Raw genomic sequence first — 16,907 nt, 5'->3', positions numbered from 1 at the left:
CCGGTCGCCGGGCGGGGCGGTTCAGAAACGGGTCACGCAACTTGCGACCCACGCGTTAAGATTCCGTCGACGTCCCCAGCCCAGGCCATGACCCCACCCATGCGCAGAATGCTTCCCCGCTTTGTCCTTCTCCTGGTGGCTCTCGCCGCCCTCGTGGCTGGCCCGGCCTCGGCCCAGTCCCTCAACGTGGATATCGTCGGCGGCCTGAAGACCGCTACGCCGATTGCCGTCGTCCCGTTCGCCCAGGCCGGCGGTGCACCGCTGCCCACCGATGTGGCCGATGTCATCCGCGCCGATTTCAACCGGTCGGGCAAGTTCCGCTCGCTCGACAAGGCCGATATCGTCGAGACCCCGTCGCAGGGCTCGGATATCAAGTTCGCCACCTGGCGCCTGCTCAAGCAGGATTTCCTGACCATCGGCCGCATCAGCGATGCCGGCGGCGGCATGGTCAAGGTGGACTACGAACTGTGGGACGTGAACCGCCAGCAGAGCCTGCTGGCCCAGTCGTTCACCGCCCCCACGGGTGACCTGCGTGGCGTGGCCCACCAGATCGCCGACCAGATCTATGAAAAGATCACCGGCGTGCGCGGCGCGTTCTGGACCCGCATCGCTTATGTCACGGCGGTCGGCACCGGCAACAACACCACGTATTCGCTGATCGTGGCCGATTCGGATGGCTTCAACCCGCAGGTCGTGGCCCGTTCGCGCGAGTCCCTGCTTTCGCCGGCCTGGTCGCCGGATGGCAGCAAGATTGCCTACGTATCGTTCGAAAGCGGCAATTCGGCCGTGTATGTGCAGAACATCTCCACCGGTTCGCGTAGCCTCATCGCCTCGCACCCCAAGGGCATCAATTCTGCCCCGGCCTGGTCGCCGGATGGCAGCAAGCTCGCCGTGAGCCTGTCCTACGTGGGTAACCCGGAGATCTTTGTCATCGACGTTGCCAGCCGCACCGAAACCCGGGTGACCAACAACTTCGCGATCGATACCGAGCCCACCTTCACCCCGGATGGCCAGAGCATCATTTTCACCTCGGACCGCTCCGGTAAGCCGCAGCTCTACCAGACCTCGATCTCGGGCGGCAACGCCCAGCGCCTCACGTTCCAGGGCGGCTTCAACGCCAGCGCCTCGGTCAGCTTCGACGGCAAGCAGATTGCGATGGTGCAGGGCAACGGGAACGTGTATCGTATCGCCATCATGGACCGCAGTCTGGGCGGGCAGGTGCGCTTCGTCTCCCCGGGTAACGTGGATGATTCGCCCAGCTTCGCGCCCAATGCCAGCATGCTGCTTTATGCCGCATCGCAGGGTACGCGTGGCGTCCTGTATGCGGTTTCGGCGGATGGCCTCGTGCGTCAGCGTCTCGTCCTTTCGGATGGCGACGTACGCGAGCCGTCCTGGGGACCGTACCGACAGCGTTGATGGCGCGCCCGTCAGGGCTGCGACATCGACAACGTCCCGGGAGGGCGCGGCTAGTCCGCGCCTTTCCTGCGGGCGAAGAATTAGGAACACCCGGCGATCACCTCCAAGGTGGCCGACGGAGCGAAGGCGTAGGGTGCGGGACAGCGCCCCGTCTGCGTGGATGTAAGTAGAAAAACAGCCGGCCAACCGGCGGTGTCTGTCCCGAAACCGTAAAAGACTGTCGGAACTCAACTGTTGAAGGAACGTCCCATGAATAAGACCGTTACCGTCACCCTGGCCGCTCTGCTCTGCGTGGGCGCGGCCGCGTGCGCCAAGAAGAACACCAAGCCGGCTCCGATGCCGGAACAGCAGCCGGTCGCCACGACCCAGGCCCCGACCAACGATGGCAAGTACAAGCCGGAAGACCTCGACACCGACGCTTGCCTGCGTCAGCGCGTCGTGTACTTCGACTTCGACAAGAACGATGTGAAGCCGGAATTCCAGCAGATCATCGCTTGCCACGCCAAGTACCTGCAGGACCGTCCGCAGTCGGCCATGACCCTCGAGGGTAACACCGACGAGCGCGGCACCCGCGAGTACAACCTGGGCCTCGGCGAGCGTCGTGGCAATGCCGTCTCCAGCGCCCTCCAGGCGGCTGGTGGTTCGGCTGGCCAGGTCAACGTGACCTCGTACGGCAAGGAAAAGCCGGTGTGCAAAGAGCACAACGAAGACTGCTGGGCCAAGAACCGTCGCGTTGAGATCGTCTACACCGCGAAGTAATGAAGAAGTCACTGGCTAAAAGTTTCACGGCCAGGCTTGGCGTGGCGGGGGCAATTGCCTCCGCCACGCTTTTTGCGTCTGTGGCCCCCGCGCAGGATCGCCTCAGCCTTGCCGATCGCGTGGCGCGGCTTGAGCAGCAGAACCAGGCGCAGTCCGGCACCACGCAACTGGTGAACCAGGTCAACGACCTGCAGCAGCAGGTGGCCCAGCTCCAGGGCCAGATCGAAGAGCTGCAGCACCAGAACCAGCAACTCCAGGATTCCCAGAAGGCGCAGTACGCGGACATGGATTCGCGGCTGGGCCGTATCGAGAAGGGCGGTGCGCCCGCTGGGCAGCCGGCTGCGGCAGCGCCCGGCCCGCAGCAGCCCGCGCCCGCCGCAGGTGCGCCGCAGCAGGCAGCTGCCCCGGCGCCGGCCGCGAGCACCGGTGGCAGCAACCCGGGCGCCGCATCGCCGGCCGAACAGGCCGCCTACGATGCGGCTTTCAAGTCGCTTCGCGGCGGTGATTACGTCACCGCATCGCGCGGCTTCCGCGACTTCCTCGTGAAGTACCCGGATAGCCCGCTCGCGCCGAATGCCTATTACTGGCTGGGCGAGTCGTACTACGTCACCATGAATTACCAGGTGGCCATCGAGGCTTTCCAGCGCCTGGTGAAGAACTACCCACAGAGCGACAAGGTCTCCGATGGCCTCCTCAAGGTGGGTTACTGCCAGATCGAGCTGAAGCAGCAGGATGCCGCCGTCGCCACGCTGAAGCAGGTATCGGCGAAGTATCCGGGCACCAAGGCCGCCGGCCTCGCACAGGAACGCCTGCGTCGCCTGCAGCGCCAGACGGCCAACTGATCCCATGAACGGCAACACCGCAATTCCGGCGGATGTTCCGCCGGCGGCTCCCGTCCGGGAGCGCTTGCGGATCACCGAGATCTTCCACTCCGTGCAGGGCGAGGCCGATGCGATCGGCTGGCCCACGGTGTTCGTGCGCCTAACGGGCTGCCCGCTGCGCTGTGTGTGGTGTGATACCGAGTATTCGTTCCACGGTGGCCAGTGGCACGACATCGATGCGATCGTCGAGCACGTCGCCAGCTTCGGTGCGAAGCACGTCTGCGTCACGGGGGGCGAGCCGCTGGCGCAGAAGCGCTGCCAGATCCTGCTACGCAAGCTGTGTGATGCCGGCCACGAGGTATCCCTCGAAACCTCCGGTGCGCTCGATGTCTCGCAGGTTGATCCGCGCGTCCGCAAGGTCATGGACCTCAAGGCGCCCGATTCGGGCGAGAGCGCGCGCAACCTGTGGTCCAACCTGGATCACCTGCTGCCGCACGACCAGGTGAAGTTCGTGATCGCCAGCCGCGCCGACTTCGAATGGTCTCGCGACGTCGTTCTCGAGCACGGCCTCGACAAGAAGGCGATGGTGTTGTTCTCCCCGGTGTGGGGCAACGTCCAGCCGCGCGAACTCGCCGAATGGATCCTCGCTGACCGCCTGCCGGTGCGCTTCCAGCTGCAGCTGCACAAGCTGCTGTGGAATGACGCCCAGGGCCATTAAACCCCAAGGTAACCGCATGAACGCTTCGAACTCCCCCCGCAAGGCCGTCATCCTCGTATCGGGCGGCATGGATTCCGCCGTGACGATCGCGATGGCCCGCGAACAGGGTTTCGACGTGCATGCGCTCAGCGTGGCTTACGGCCAGCGCCACAGCTCTGAACTCGAAGCCTCCGAGCGTGTCTCGAAGATGCTGGGTGCCGTTGAACACAAGACCGTGCATGTGGACCTGCGCAGCATCGGTGGCTCGGCACTGACGGCCGATATCGATGTGCCGGAAGACGGCGGCGAAGGCATCCCGGTTACCTATGTGCCCGCACGCAACACCATCATGCTTTCCATCGCCCTGGGCTGGGCGGAAGTGCTCGGCTCGACCGATATCTTCTGCGGTGTGAATGCCGTGGATTACTCCGGCTACCCCGACTGCCGCCCCGCGTTTATCGAAGCATTCGAAGCCCTCGCCAACGTGGCCACCAAGGCGGGCGTGGAAGGCGCCGGCATCCGTATCCATGCGCCGCTCATGCAGATGGGGAAGGGCGACATCGTTACCGAAGGCATCCGCCTCGGTGTCGACTTCTCCGAAACCGTCAGCTGCTACCAGGCCGATGCGCAGGGCCGCGCGTGTGGCCACTGTGATGCATGCCGCCTGCGTGCCGAAGGCTTCGCCAAGGCCGGTGTGCCGGATACGACGCGTTACGTGTGATGCCTGCGTTACATACCTGATGCCGCAGCCATGCGCATCAGGGTCGTGACGTACGGTTTGGCTAGCCAACATCCGGCGCCAAGAATGGCAATCAAGACGCTGACAACGCCGCTAAGAATCCACGTGCGTGGCGCGCTGTGAAGCACCCTTTCGTCGAGCCTCGAGACTGTACGGGTGAGTTCGACGATGGAATCCTCGATCCTCGCGAACCGACCGTCGAACCGATCTACGGTTTCTTTAAAACGGTCCTCGAGATTACCCATCTTAAGGTCGATCTTGTCGACCTTGTTGGAAAGGGCCTGAAGATCGTCACGCGTTTTCGCGAGCTTCGTATCGACCTTGTCGACTTTCTCTGAGACAGCCTGAAGTTCACCACGCGTAGCAACCTTCGTGAGGATGGTCTGCAGCGATGGGGCTGTTTCGCTACGCTGTGTTCTGCTCACACGCTTGCTCCTTGCGCCATGGTTTCAGCGCTGTGGTTGAGATATGACTTGTACGCTGAGGGCTGGCTCGAGATCGCTCTCCTGGTGGTGGGATCAGTCGAACGCGAAGGCACGGCGACGCGCACCAGAATGAAGGTGCAGATGCATGCCATGATGCAGCCAAGCAGGACGGCAAGAACCCAGGCCTTTGACGCGCTATCGATCGACAGCACATCGAGCCAGGCCGCTGACCGGGAAACGTCACGTACCGAGGATTCAACTCGCACGAACCGGTCGTCCTGCATATTGCTCCGGGATTCGAATCGACGCTCAAGCAGGCCGAGGCGTGAGGCCATGTCGCGCGAAACGATATCGAGGTGCGCCTCGCAGCGGCAGCGACACGTCCGCTCCGTGACGAGACCGCTTCCGCGTATGGAAGTGGGTGGGAGAGGTTGATGCATGAGGACCTCCTGGACAGGAAGGTCACTGTAGCCTGACGTCGACGCGTGAAAATTGAGAATCACACCCGACAACGATAGGCGAATGCCGATACGTTGCGTAGGCGAAACGGAAGCGGGGAAGGGCGCGATGGTGGGTCGTGACGGATTCGAACCGTCGACCTACGGATTAAAAGTCCGCTGCTCTACCGACTGAGCTAACGACCCATGCGCAAGGAGCCGGCTAGTTTAGTGCCCATGGCGGGGTGGCACAACCCAAGGGGCCGCCAGGGCCGTTCAGGTGGCCAGGACAATGGCCTCGACATCGCGGCCGGCATCGCGCCAGGCCGAGATGCCCCCCGTGAGGGGCCGGACGTTGGCGAAGCCCAGCTTGGTCAGCCGCTCGGCCACCTTGGCCGCCGAGACCTCATTCGGGCAAGAGCAATAGATGACCACCGCGGTATTCCGGGGCAGCTCGGAAAGCTCGGCGCTGGCGGTCGTCAGGTCGAACAGCCGCGAGCCGGGGATGACGAAAGGATCATCCTTTCGGTTCGAGAGGCTGCGGACATCCACGATCAGGGCGCCCGGGTCATTCGCCAGCAGCACGGCCAGTTCGTCGACCGAAATGCGGCTCTTGCGCAGGCGGGCGATCAGCAGTGTGCGCCGGATGTAACGGAACGCGATCCACACGACCAGGCTGATCGCGGCCAGCGTGGCCAGGCCGAACCCGAACTGCTTCAGGAAGGCCAACACGGCGTCGATCTGCCGGTAGAACAGCATGCCGACCGAAAGGCCTACGGAGATCCACAGCGCCGCGCCCACCAGGTCGTACACGGTGAACCGGCTGAAGCGGGTGTCCCCGGCCCCGGCAATGGGAATGGCCACCAATGAGAGGCCCGGGATGAAGCGCGATACGAGCAGCAGCTTGACCCCGCGCTTCTCGAAGAAGCCGCTCGCGCGGCGCACGCAGGTATCGGGTGACAGGGAGATACGGCACAGGCTATCGAGCACGCGGTAGCCGAACCGCCGCCCGGTGAGGAACCAGGCCGTGTCGCCGGCAAAGGCCCCCGCAAGCGCCCCCAGGAAGGTAGCCAGGATCAGGACAGGGTCACGCGCGAGGACCAGCGTGCTGCCCACCACGATAAGGGTGGGCATGGCCGGAACAGGAAGGCCGATGGCACCGGCAAATACGCCAAGGAACGCCACTACCGGCGCGGTATCCGACCAGTTGACGCTCGCCACGACCATACCCTCGGATGCACGGTTTCAGTGGCGCAAGGGTACGCCGGTCCTTGTTGCAATCACAGGGGCCGGATGCGCACTTTTCATAGCGCCGGGTGATGGCTCAGCGCGTTCGCAGCGCGCACCGTGGCGCCTACCGCGGCGCCCTCCAGCTGGACCCAGAACAGCGAGCCGCGTCCGGGGCTGGAGCGCACCCCAATGGTGCCGCCAAGCAGATCGGCGATACGTCGCGCCACGGCCAGGCCCAGCCCGTACCCTGGGTGCCCAGGCAGCCGCGTGAAGTCGTCGAACAAGCGCTCCTGCTGGCGTGGTTCCAGGCCCATGCCGTTGTCGCGCACCTCGAGTCGTACCGCGCTACCGCGGCGGCGCAGGGCAACCAGGACACGGCCATGCGGCGTGCTGATCACGGCGTTGGCGACCAGCCGGTGAATCAGTTCCGAGAGCAGGTTGGCGTCGCTGCGCACGGGCAGGCGGCCGCCACGCCAGTGGATCGTGACGCTGAGGCGCTCGGCATCGTTCGCAATGGCGCCGCGTTCGCGCACGAACAGGTCGGCGGCGATGAATTCGCGGGTCGCCGGTTCGATCGCGCCGGCATCGAACCGCGCCAGATCCAGTAGCCCTTCCAGCAGTTCGTTCAGGCGTGTGACGTTGGTACGCATTTGCCCCTGGACCGCGCGCTGACGCAGGTCATCGCCCGGCTGCATGCCACCCACGAACAACGACAGGGCCTGCAGCGGCTGGCGGAAGTGATCGCCCAGCTGTTCGATGAAGCGCGTCTGCCGTGCCATCTCCTGCATGCGCTGGCGGAACGCGTCGGCAAGGTCGGCGTCGTGGCGGGCGCGGAGGTCACGCAACTCACCTAGCAGCCGGGTCACGGCGAGGTCGAGTGATTCCGCGTCGGCCGGTGCACTGTCGGGTTGCGCTCCCAGGTCGGTATCGATCCGGGCCTTGATGGCATCGACGCCATCGACGAGTTCGCGTTCCATGAGGCGCTTGCTGGCAAGGTACACGGCGACGACACCCGCGCCGAGCAGCAGGATCATCAGGGTTCCGGCGAGGCGGCGTTCGCGTAGCGCTGACGTATCGGAAATCGTCTCAAGCTCGCCCAGCGGTGTCGCGACCGTCACGCGCAACTGATGGCCGTCGCGCAGCGGACGGCCGCTGTCGAGGACGATGGCGGTGCCTTCGTTGCGATGGAGGACGACGCGCCCCGTTGGCGAACTCCGCGATAACGTGCGCGAAAGCGCGTCACGCACCGCGTCATCTCCCATGCTTGGCACGACGACCCCTGCCAGCCGCACGGCCTGGATACGCGCGACGTTGCGTGCCTCCAGCGTGATGCCGCGCAGGTGCATCACCCCCAGCGTACCCGTCAGCGCGAGCGCGACCGCCACCATCGGCAGCAAGCCCTTGCGGACCCGCCGCTCGCTCGGCGGTAACGGCCGGCCGGGGAGGGTGGTGGACGCGATCATGGAGACGCCTTGGACGAGATCTATGACGAATCTATGAAACGCCCGGGCGCCGCGCGATAGACAAGGGGAGCTAAGACTTGCGGTGTATACCTTTCGGCCGACGGCCTATTTGCCACGCAGGCGCGCGACCAGCCCATCGTGATCGGTCTGGATTTTCTTGAAGCGCGCTTCGCGCGCGTCTTCGCTCACCCACTGCGCCGTCGTGGCACGGCGCTTTTCCAGGGTGTATTCGATATCCGCAAACGGCACCAGGCAGGCGTTCGTCGCTGGCGCAAAGCCGCTGATATCGTGGATGAGCTTGAGGTTGGCCTCCTCGCGGGCGCCATCCTTGCCCTTCCCATAGCCAGTAATGAACGCGGCTACTTTCTCGCGCAGGACAGGCGGCAGGTCGTTGCGGATGACGATGACCGCGTGCGGGATGAGCGACGATTTCCACAACACCCTGAGACGGGCGTACTGGTCGGGGAAATGCTGCTGAAAACGCTCCAGGTCAGCGGTGTTGTTCGTGGCCACATCCGCTTCGCCGTTGGCCACGGCCAGTGCGTTGTTCTGGTGGTTATCGACGTGGACCTTGGCGAAGAACGTGTCCGAATCCACGCCGCGCGCGGCAAAAAGCTGGGTTTCAGGGACAAGGTAGCCCGATACCGATAACGCCTCGCCGCGGGCGAACCGCCACTGGCCCGGGCGGGCGAATAGCTGGTCGAGGTTGCCGATGCGTGAATCGGCGGCGACCAGCAGTACTGCGTAGTAGCCCTTGGAGCCATCGCCCCGTGTCAGCTGGCCGATCACCTGCATGTTCTGGCCCATGACCGCATCCAGTGCGAGCCGCCCGGAAAGGAACGCGATATCGACGCGCTGCTCGCTGATCGCCTGGGCAATGCCCTCATAGGTCGTGACGGAGACGGCCCGCACGGGACGGCCGAGGGCCGTATGCAGGTCATCGAGCATGGGCCGCCAGGCTTCCAGCGATTCGGCCGGGCCGCCAATGGGCAGGATGCCGAAGGTGAGCGGGGCGTTCGGATCGATATCGGTGCCGCGGGCGCTGGCGGTGCCCGCAAGGAGGGTAAGGAGTACCAGCAGCCCGGCACTCAGCCAGCCACGGTGGCGCACTCGGGTCGTGCCTGCCCTGCCTGCCTGCATGCGCCTGCCTCGCGTCGTTTGACGTGTCGTCCCCCGGCGCTCCCTGCCTACACGGGCGCCAGATTACGCCGGCCCCGTGGCAAAACCGTGTCCTGTGTCAGTCCCCGAGGTGCTGCGCGGCCACGAGGGCCTCGAGGCGGTTGCGCACGTGCAGTGCGCGGAAAATGGCCGCCAGGTGGATCTTGACCGTGCCCTCGCTGATGCCCAGCTCGCGGGCGATCAGCTTGTTCGGGCGGCCCTTGGCCAGCAGCTTGAGCACATCGATCTGGCGATCGGTGAGCACCGTGGCGAGGCGCTCCTTGGTGGTCAGGCCGTCCCCACCGGCCATGGCGAACGCGGGGGTGAGCGGCGTGGCGGAGGCCGCCTTCATGGCCTCGGGGGGGACATAGATACCACCGCCCACCACGAGCCGCACCGCGTTCAGGATCACATCGGGTGGTGACGATTTCGGAATGTAGCCCTGCACACCCAGATCGAGCACATGGCGGATCGCGGTCGGGTCTTCCGTTCCGGAAAGCACGATGACGGGGCGGGCCCGGTCGGTCCCATCCTCGTCGGGTTCCTTCAAGGCGGCCACGGCCTCCTTGATGTGCTCGACACCATCGGCGCCGGGCATGGCCATATCGATCAGGGCGATATCGGGCAGGGGCGGTTTCGCCAGGTGGGCCTTCAGCGTCGCCACCGTTTCAGCTTCGACGAACTCGACGCCATCACCCAGCTCGCGAAGCTTCAGCTTCACGCCCTCGATGATGAGCCGATGATCGTCCGCGATCAGAACACGCATGCCACTCCTCCGCCCGCACTGCCACGAGCATCCCCGTTCGAAGGACCATAGCCCTCCCGGGTCGCCTCGGCAAGCAGGCCATTTGCATCAGACGGCCGCATGATGGACAGACCATGCGGAAACCATTACATCGTGGAGCCGTTCGGGGGATACCGGCTTGTACAGGACCTGCGTGGTCGCGGTATCCACGCTGGCCAGGTAGTCGCTGCGGGTTTCACCGGTGATCAGCACCCGGGCGAATGGCGGCGGATCGCCCGGACGGCGCCGGTAGTAGCGATCGAGCAGGGCCAGGACATCCAGGCCGGTGCCTTCCCGAAGCCGCAGGTCGGAGATGACCAGGTCGGGCGGCTGCATCCACAGGTGCACCGCTTCCATGGCCTGCTGGGCATCCTCGGCGGTCATGACTTCGCAGCCCCAACTGCCCAGCAGGTAGCTGATACCCGCCAGGATGCTGGGCTCGTCGTCGATGACGAGCACGCGCATCCCGGCGACGTCGCGCGGCATGCCCGGGTCGGGCGCCTGCGCGGCCGGCACCTCGGGCACGGGGTTGGCGGCCACCTCGGGCAGCGTGATCGAGAAGACGCTGCCTTTACCGGGCCTGGAGGTCACCGTGGCTTTGGTATTGAGCAGGCCTGCCAGGCGCTGCACGGTAGAAAGGCCCAGGCCGAGGCCGCGGCGGGTGCCCTCCGGCCGGCCGGCCTCGGGGCCGCTCTCCACGCGGTAGAACTCATCGAAGATGTGCGCCACGTGCTCGCGCGGAATGCCAAGGCCGGTATCCCATACATCGATGCGGACCGTGCCATCACCGCGGCGCCGGGCCCCCACCAGCACGCCGCCGCAACGCGTGTAGCGCAAGGCGTTGCTCACGAGGTTATTGAGGATCCGGGCCAGCATGGTGCGGTCGGTACGCACCCATACGCCCGTGGTGCGGACGACCAGGCGCAGGTCGTGCTGTTCGGCCACCATGCGGAAATTGACGCTCACCTCCTCGAACACCTCGTCCAGCGCGATGTCGCGGGGCGCAGGCTTCATGCCGCCCGTGTCCAGCCGTGAAAGATCCAGCAGCTCGCTGAAGAGATGATCCAGGGACTCCACGCATTCCTGGATGTGGGCGATGCGGTTAAGACGGACCGGGTCGAATTCATCCACGGCGAGGCCGGAAGAGAACAGCGTCAGTGCGTACAGCGGCTGGCGCAGGTCGTGCGATGCGGCCGCAAGGAAACGGGCCTTGGCCACGCTGGCGGCTTCCAGCGCCGCATTCTTCCGGGCCAGCTCATCGGTCGCGGTGGCGATCTCGCGCTCCATGCCGATTTGCGCGTGCAGCAGCTTGGACGCCGCGCCGTTGAAGCCCCGCTGCAGGTCACCGATCTCCGTGTCGTCGGTGACCGGTACGACCACCGTGCGGTCGCCCAGGCCGAGCTGGCGCACGGCGATGGCCAGGTTACGCAGCGGGGCGCTCATCCAGCGCGCGGCAGACCAGCCGATCATGACCGCGATCAGCAGGCTCAGCGACAACCAGATAAGCGCGTTATGGACGCTGGCGCGCTGGGCAGCCACCGCATCCTCCACGCTCACATCCACGGTGACGGACCCGACCACGCGGCGGCTCACGGGATCGAGCACGTCGCGTGACACCGTCAGGTTGTCGTCGTCCTCGACGGCCCCATTCACACGGTCCGCGAGAATCTCGCCATCGCGATCGGCGATGCGCACACGCGATACCTGGGGCAACTGGACGATGGACTGCGCGATGCGGCCGAGTTCGCGCCGCTGCTCACCACGCAGGGCATCACCGGAGACCGTCGCGGCCTGCTGGGCGATGGCATCCGCGGTCGAGCGGCCCATCTCGTGCAGGGTATCCATCTGGTGGCGGGTGAGCAGGGTGACGAGCAGGACGGCGCTGATGGCGGTGGGGGCAAGCGCCACGCAGGTCAGGCGCTGCACGAGCGACGTGCGCCGCCAAACCTTTTCAAGCCAAGAAGCCGATCCATCCCGCATGCCTTGTCCCCTGGCGCCGCGTTGGCCGGCGCGAGCCGTTAGCCTAGCGCAGTTTGCCGGGGGCGCGCTCAGCCCTGGCGGGCCGCCGCCATGCCTTTACGGCCGGTCGCTCCCCCAGGGGCGCGACCGGCTCCCCGGGACATGGGGGCCGCAGGGCCTTGCCGTCAGTAAGCGGCGCCGATCTCGCCGTAGTGGCGCAGTACGGCACGTGCGTCGTCGCGCAGGATATCGCGGCGTACCGCGATCCCGCGGCGCTCGAGTTCGCCCACCCAATCCGCGGGCAGGGGGCCCTCATCGAAGGGCGTGAGTTCTTCCACGTCGCTGGCGCGCGCACCGATCAGCAGGGTATCCACGCCGGCCCACACGGTGGCCCCATAGCACTGGCAGCACGGCTGGGAGCTGGTGGCCAGGGTGAACTGGCCGCCGTCCTCGTTCAGCCGGAAGCGCTGCATGCGCTGCTGGGCGAGCATGTAGGCCATCATTTCCGCGTGTGCCACCGAACAGCTGTGCGGCACTACGCGATTGACGCCCACGGCCACGATGCGATCGTTGCCGTCGAACACGGCCGCGCCAAACGGGCCACCCGTCACGCTGTCGACGTTGTGCGCCGAAAGATCGATCGCGAGCTTCACCTTGGCCTCGTCGCCCGCGTAGGGCTTCGATGCATCGACGAACTCATGCACCCAGGCGGGCAGGGTGAGGTGGACCTGTGCGTACAACATCAGCCCTGCTTCGCCCACGAGTCACGCAGGGTCACCACGCGATTGAATACCGGCGCAGCGTGCGTGTGGTCGTGCATGTCGGCCACGAAGAAACCAAGGCGTTCGAACTGCACGCGATCCTCGCGCTCCGCACCGGCGGCCGCAGGCTCGACATAACCGTGTACGACGCGACGCGACTCCGGATTCAGGTGATCCTTGTAGGTCTTGCCGTCGGTGTCGTCGTCCGGATCGTTCACGTCGAACAGGCGATCGTACAGGCGCACGACGGCAGGCACGGCGTCACGCGCGCTGACCCAGTGAATGGTTCCCTTCACCTTGCGATCGGCGCCCGGCATGCCGCTGCGCGATTCCAGATCGAGCGTGCAACGCAACTCCGTGACGTCACCGGCATCGTTCTTCACGACCTCGTCGCAACGCACGATACCGACGCCGCGCAGGCGTACTTCGCCTTCAGGCTTCAGGCGGTGGAAGCCCTTCGGCGGTACTTCCGCGAAATCCTCGCGCTCGATCCACAGCTCCGGCGCGAACGGCACGCTGCGCGTACCGAAGCTCTCATCCTTGGGGTGGTTCGAAAAGGTGAGCGTTTCGGTGTGGTCCGCCGGCAGGTTGGTGATCACCAGCTTCACCGGATCGATCACCGCGAGGCGGCGCGGCGCCTTCGCGTCCAGATCCTCACGCACGCAGCCTTCCAGCACGCTCATGTCGATCGTGCTGTTCTGCTTGCTCACGCCGATGCGCTCCCAGAACAGGCGGATGCCGGCCGGGGTGAAGCCGCGGCGGCGCACGCCCGCGATCGTGGGCATGCGCGGGTCATCCCAGCCATCCACCAGGTTCTCGGAAACGAGCGTGATGAGCTTGCGCTTGCTCATCACCGTGTAATTCAGGTTGCCGCGTGAGAATTCGATCTGGCGCGGCTTGCTCGGCACGGTGGGCAGGCCGGCGGCGACCAGCGTTTCCCACAGCTGCGGGTCGTTGGCCAGGTCCACCTTGTCCACGCACCAGTCGTACAGCGGGCGGTGGTCTTCGAATTCCAGCGTGCACAACGAATGCGTGATGCCTTCGACGGCATCGGAGAGCGAATGCGCGAAGTCGTACATCGGGTAGATCGACCACGCATCGCCGGTGTTCTGGTGGTGCACCTTGCGGACGCGGTACAGCGCGGGGTCGCGCAGGTTGATGTTGCCCGAGGCCATGTCGAGCTTCGCGCGCAGGGTCTTGCTGCCATCGGCGAACTCGCCCGCACGCATGCGCTGGAACAGGTCCAGGTTTTCCTCGATCGAACGATCGCGGTACGGTGAGTTGCGGCCTGCCTCGGTCAGGGTGCCGCGGTACTCGCGCACTTCCTCGGCCGAAAGATCATCCACGTAGGCCAGGCCGAGGCGGATCAGCTTGAGCGCGGAGCGATAGAACACCTCGAAATAGTCCGACGCGTGGCGCAATTCAGCCCACTCGAAGCCCAGCCATTTCACGTCGCGCTGGATCGCCTCGACGTATTCCACGTCTTCCTTCGACGGGTTGGTATCGTCGAAGCGCAGGTTGCAGGTGCCCGCGAACTCGCCGGCCAGGCCGAAGTTCAGGCAGATGGACTTGGCGTGGCCCAGGTGCAGGTAGCCATTCGGCTCCGGCGGGAAGCGGGTATGGATGACCGTGTGCTTGCCGGAAGCCAGGTCGTCACGGACGATCTGGCGGATGAAGTGCTGCTGCAGGACGGGCGTTTCGGTGGACATCGTCGAGTGACTCTGGGGTGGGTGCGGCGCAAACGTCCGAGTTTACCTCCCCTGCGGTCGCGATGCTTGCCGTGGGCACGGTGGCCGGGGTAGCTTGCCCCCATGCGGATCGCTTACCACGCCCAGAGCCTTATCGACGCCCACCTAGTGAGGGATGCGTTGGAGCAGGGCGGCATTCCCGCATTCGTCTCCGGCGAGTACCTGACGGGCGCCATCGGCGAGTTGCCTGTCATGGGCCTCGTCTCGGTCATGGTGCCCGACAGCGCGGCGGAAGCCGCGGAGGGTATCGTCCGCGCGGTTGACGCGGGGCTGGCCGAGGCGCGCGCCGCGGCCGCCGACGGCGACTTCGACGCAGGCATCCTGCCGGCCTGAGGCCGGCATTCCCACAGGACCACCCCATGCAGGCCATTTTCGACCTTGTCCGCGACGTGCCGGACTTTCCGCGCCCGGGCATCATGTTCAAGGACATAACCCCGCTCCTTGCCGACGCCACGGCCTTCGCCGCATGCATCGATGCGCTTTGCGCGCCGTGGCGCGGCCAGGGCATCGGCGCCGTGTGTGGCATCGAATCGCGCGGCTTCATCTTCGGCGCCGCCATGGCGCAATCGCTCTCGGCAGGGTTTGTGCCACTGCGCAAGGCGGGCAAGCTGCCGCCGCCGGTCGTTGGCATGGACTATGGCCTGGAATACGGGCTGGATCGCCTGGAGATCGGGATCCACGCCATCGAACCGGGCGAGCGGGTCATCATCGTCGATGACGTACTGGCCACTGGCGGCACGCTGGATGCCGGCCGCCGCCTGGTCGAGCGGCTGGGTGCGGAAGTGCTCGGTGCCAGCGTGGCGATCGAGCTGGGCGGGCTGAACGGGCGTTCCCGCTGGGGCGGCAACAGCCCCCTGCATGCGCTGGTTACTTACTGACCACGCCTGGCTTCTCTTCGGAAATACTTTCCACCAGCACGATCTCGCAGCCACCCGCGCCGGTATCTTCGCGGGTGAGCGAGGTATCCCAGTGCCAGCCATCGTCACGCTTCACATCCACGAGGAAGCCTTCGAAGTGGATGACCTCGCCCTGGCGCACCTCGCGCAGTTCGCGCGCCGCGGTGTCGTTGGCCGGGATCATGTGCATGTTCGCGCTGGAATCCTCGATCTCGTGGCGTGGGATCGGGAAGTTGTCGGTGTACCAGAAGTAAAAGCGGTTCGACTGGGAAATGCGGATCTTGTCCAGTACCGCTGAATCCGACATCCGGCCCCAGCCCATGGCGAGGTCCGTGGGCGCGATAGGCGCCAGGTCATCCAGCTGGTAATCCTCACGGGACAGCACGCGCCCGCTCATGGCAAACCGGGCGCGCGGCTCCAGCTTGAAATGGCCCCGGGCCAGTTCGGCGCCGCGCTGGATATCTTCCTGATCGGGAACGTCGCCCGCGACGATGCCCGGCGCATTGTGCACCGGCCTGTGCCGCCACCAGTTGTAGCCGCCCCAGCCGCACAGGACGACCAGCAGGACGACGAGCCATGAACGCATCAGGAAAAACCGTCAGGGGATCGGGAGGGCAACGTTCGAGGGCTTGCCCGGTTGACCGGTGGCACACCCCTGGGTGCTGAACAGGTCGGCGGGAACCCCCCGGACCACCTCGGCAAGCGCTTCGAAGAACGGCGTCATGGCCGAGCTCTTCCGCCACAACATGGCGATGCGCCGGCTTGGCGCGGGTGCTTCGAATTCGATGAGCTCCACGTTGGACGACTGGGCTACCGGCGGCTTCACCGCCAGGCTGGGCAACAGCGTGATGCCGACGTTGGCCGACACCATCTGGCGCAGCGTTTCCAGGCTGGTGGCCCGGAAGCCCGATTTTTCGCCCGCGCCCGCGAGGTGGCAGACCTCGAGCGCCTGGTCACGCAGGCAGTGCCCGTCTTCCAGCAACAACAGGTTCTGCTCGGCCAGGTCATCCATGCGCAGGCACGAGCGGCCGGATAGCGGGTGGCCCGTGGGCACGGCAAGTACGAACGGTTCCTCGAACAGGAACTCGGTGTGCAGCGAATCGTCGTGCACGGGCAGGGCGAGGATGCCTGCATCCAGGGTGCCTTCGCGCAACATGTGCAGCACCTGCTCGGTCTTCTCCTCGCGCAGGAGCAGTTCCAGCCGTGGGAAGCGATCGCGCAGGCGTGGGATCACGTGGGGCAGCAGGTAGGGCCCCAGGGTGGGAAAGATGCCCAGGCGGATCGTGCCCGACTCCGGATCGCGCGTGCGCTGGGCGATCGCCTTGATCTCGTCCACTTGCGACAGCACGCCACGGGCGCGCCGGGCGATCTCGCGGCCCGTCTCGGTCAGCAGCACCTTGCGGGGCGTTCGTTCGACCAGCGCGACGCCCAGCTCGTCTTCAAGCTTGCGGATCTGGGTGGAAAGCGTGGGCTGGCTCACGAAACTGGCTTCGGCCGCGCGGCCGAAGTGGCGATGCTCGGCCAGAGCCACCAGATAGGATAGGTCTCGAAGGTTCATGGGACGTCTCGAGAGGCATTGCGATAGCCATAGACTATCACATTCATGCCTACAAT

18 protein-coding genes and 1 tRNA gene are annotated in these 16,907 nt (G+C 65.7%); 7 read left to right on the top strand and 12 right to left on the bottom strand.

Features of this window, described 5'->3' with window-relative positions; all coding sequences use genetic code 11:
- Window positions 1–99 precede the first annotated feature (99 nt).
- The 5 genes from tolB to queC all read left to right on the top strand — a co-directional run bounded on the left by tolB (window position 100) and on the right by queC (window position 4,414).
- Complete coding sequence (tolB, locus tag L2Y97_RS18060; RefSeq protein ID WP_247429396.1) at window positions 100–1,416, top strand: Tol-Pal system beta propeller repeat protein TolB; 1,317 nt, start codon at window positions 100–102, stop codon at window positions 1,414–1,416.
- A gap of 249 nt (window positions 1,417–1,665) precedes the next feature.
- Window positions 1,666–2,175 (top strand): peptidoglycan-associated lipoprotein Pal, encoded by a 510-nt coding sequence (pal, locus tag L2Y97_RS18055; RefSeq protein WP_247429394.1) that lies wholly within the window; start codon window positions 1,666–1,668, stop codon window positions 2,173–2,175.
- Window positions 2,175–3,017, top strand: coding sequence for a tol-pal system protein YbgF (ybgF, locus tag L2Y97_RS18050; protein WP_247429392.1), 843 nt, complete (start codon window positions 2,175–2,177; stop codon window positions 3,015–3,017). Before pal ends, ybgF begins: the two co-directional genes overlap by 1 nt.
- Window positions 3,018–3,021: 4 nt before the next feature.
- A complete protein-coding gene (gene queE, locus L2Y97_RS18045) occupies window positions 3,022–3,714 on the top strand; it encodes a 7-carboxy-7-deazaguanine synthase QueE (protein ID WP_247429390.1) in 693 nt (230 codons plus the stop codon).
- 16 nt (window positions 3,715–3,730) lie between these two features.
- Window positions 3,731–4,414 carry a 7-cyano-7-deazaguanine synthase QueC gene (queC, locus tag L2Y97_RS18040; protein ID WP_247429388.1) on the top strand — a complete coding sequence of 228 codons (684 nt, stop codon included), beginning with the start codon at window positions 3,731–3,733 and terminating at the stop codon, window positions 4,412–4,414.
- A gap of 8 nt (window positions 4,415–4,422) precedes the next feature.
- Here the strand turns inward: queC and L2Y97_RS18035 are convergent, their stop codons facing one another.
- The 10 genes from L2Y97_RS18035 to L2Y97_RS17990 all read right to left on the bottom strand — a co-directional run bounded on the left by L2Y97_RS18035 (window position 4,423) and on the right by L2Y97_RS17990 (window position 14,358).
- On the bottom strand, window positions 4,423–4,857 hold the full coding sequence (locus L2Y97_RS18035) for a hypothetical protein (protein ID WP_247429386.1): 435 nt from the start codon (window positions 4,855–4,857) through the stop codon (window positions 4,423–4,425).
- Window positions 4,854–5,192, bottom strand: coding sequence for a hypothetical protein (locus L2Y97_RS18030; RefSeq protein WP_247429384.1), 339 nt, complete (start codon window positions 5,190–5,192; stop codon window positions 4,854–4,856). The genes L2Y97_RS18035 and L2Y97_RS18030 overlap by 4 nt, the downstream gene beginning before the upstream one ends.
- 233 nt (window positions 5,193–5,425) lie before the next feature.
- A tRNA-Lys gene (locus tag L2Y97_RS18025) sits at window positions 5,426–5,501 on the bottom strand.
- Window positions 5,502–5,570: 69 nt separating this feature from the next.
- The gene (locus L2Y97_RS18020; RefSeq protein ID WP_247429382.1) at window positions 5,571–6,515 is read right to left on the bottom strand and encodes a VTT domain-containing protein; all 945 of its coding nucleotides are present in this window, start codon (window positions 6,513–6,515) and stop codon (window positions 5,571–5,573) included.
- An 83-nt stretch (window positions 6,516–6,598) separates the two neighbouring features.
- Window positions 6,599–7,987 (bottom strand): sensor histidine kinase, encoded by a 1,389-nt coding sequence (locus L2Y97_RS18015; protein ID WP_247429380.1) that lies wholly within the window; start codon window positions 7,985–7,987, stop codon window positions 6,599–6,601.
- 105 nt (window positions 7,988–8,092) lie between these two features.
- Complete coding sequence (gene phnD / locus L2Y97_RS18010) at window positions 8,093–9,127, bottom strand: phosphate/phosphite/phosphonate ABC transporter substrate-binding protein (RefSeq protein WP_247429378.1); 1,035 nt, start codon at window positions 9,125–9,127, stop codon at window positions 8,093–8,095.
- A gap of 97 nt (window positions 9,128–9,224) precedes the next feature.
- Window positions 9,225–9,911 carry a LuxR C-terminal-related transcriptional regulator gene (locus L2Y97_RS18005; protein WP_247429376.1) on the bottom strand — a complete coding sequence of 229 codons (687 nt, stop codon included), beginning with the start codon at window positions 9,909–9,911 and terminating at the stop codon, window positions 9,225–9,227.
- A gap of 87 nt (window positions 9,912–9,998) precedes the next feature.
- A complete protein-coding gene (locus L2Y97_RS18000; RefSeq protein WP_247429374.1) occupies window positions 9,999–11,855 on the bottom strand; it encodes an ATP-binding response regulator in 1,857 nt (618 codons plus the stop codon).
- A gap of 218 nt (window positions 11,856–12,073) precedes the next feature.
- On the bottom strand, window positions 12,074–12,631 hold the full coding sequence (locus L2Y97_RS17995; RefSeq protein ID WP_247429372.1) for a nucleoside deaminase: 558 nt from the start codon (window positions 12,629–12,631) through the stop codon (window positions 12,074–12,076).
- The gene (locus tag L2Y97_RS17990) at window positions 12,631–14,358 is read right to left on the bottom strand and encodes a glutamine--tRNA ligase/YqeY domain fusion protein (RefSeq protein WP_247429371.1); all 1,728 of its coding nucleotides are present in this window, start codon (window positions 14,356–14,358) and stop codon (window positions 12,631–12,633) included. Before L2Y97_RS17990 ends, L2Y97_RS17995 begins: the two co-directional genes overlap by 1 nt.
- A 102-nt stretch (window positions 14,359–14,460) precedes the next feature.
- Here L2Y97_RS17990 and L2Y97_RS17985 point away from each other — a divergent pair, with 102 nt between their 5' ends.
- Both L2Y97_RS17985 and L2Y97_RS17980 read left to right on the top strand, forming a co-directional pair.
- Window positions 14,461–14,730: a putative signal transducing protein gene (locus L2Y97_RS17985; protein WP_247429368.1), complete on the top strand. Its 270-nt coding sequence runs from the start codon at window positions 14,461–14,463 to the stop codon at window positions 14,728–14,730.
- A gap of 26 nt (window positions 14,731–14,756) precedes the next feature.
- Entirely contained in the window at window positions 14,757–15,275 is a 519-nt protein-coding gene (locus L2Y97_RS17980) for an adenine phosphoribosyltransferase (protein WP_247429365.1), read from the top strand.
- On the opposite strand, the gene L2Y97_RS17975 is transcribed toward L2Y97_RS17980, so the two are convergent.
- Both L2Y97_RS17975 and oxyR read right to left on the bottom strand, forming a co-directional pair.
- Window positions 15,265–15,879, bottom strand: coding sequence for a hypothetical protein (locus L2Y97_RS17975; RefSeq protein WP_247429362.1), 615 nt, complete (start codon window positions 15,877–15,879; stop codon window positions 15,265–15,267). The two genes, L2Y97_RS17980 and L2Y97_RS17975, sit on opposite strands and share 11 nt — an antisense overlap.
- Window positions 15,880–15,891: 12 nt before the next feature.
- Entirely contained in the window at window positions 15,892–16,851 is a 960-nt protein-coding gene (gene oxyR / locus L2Y97_RS17970) for a DNA-binding transcriptional regulator OxyR (RefSeq protein ID WP_247429360.1), read from the bottom strand.
- Window positions 16,852–16,907: the final 56 nt, after the last annotated feature.

Source organism: Luteibacter aegosomatissinici (assembly GCF_023078495.1).
Classification (GTDB): Bacteria; Pseudomonadota; Gammaproteobacteria; order Xanthomonadales; family Rhodanobacteraceae; genus Luteibacter; species Luteibacter aegosomatissinici.
This window is presented reverse-complemented; position numbering and strand designations above follow the sequence as displayed.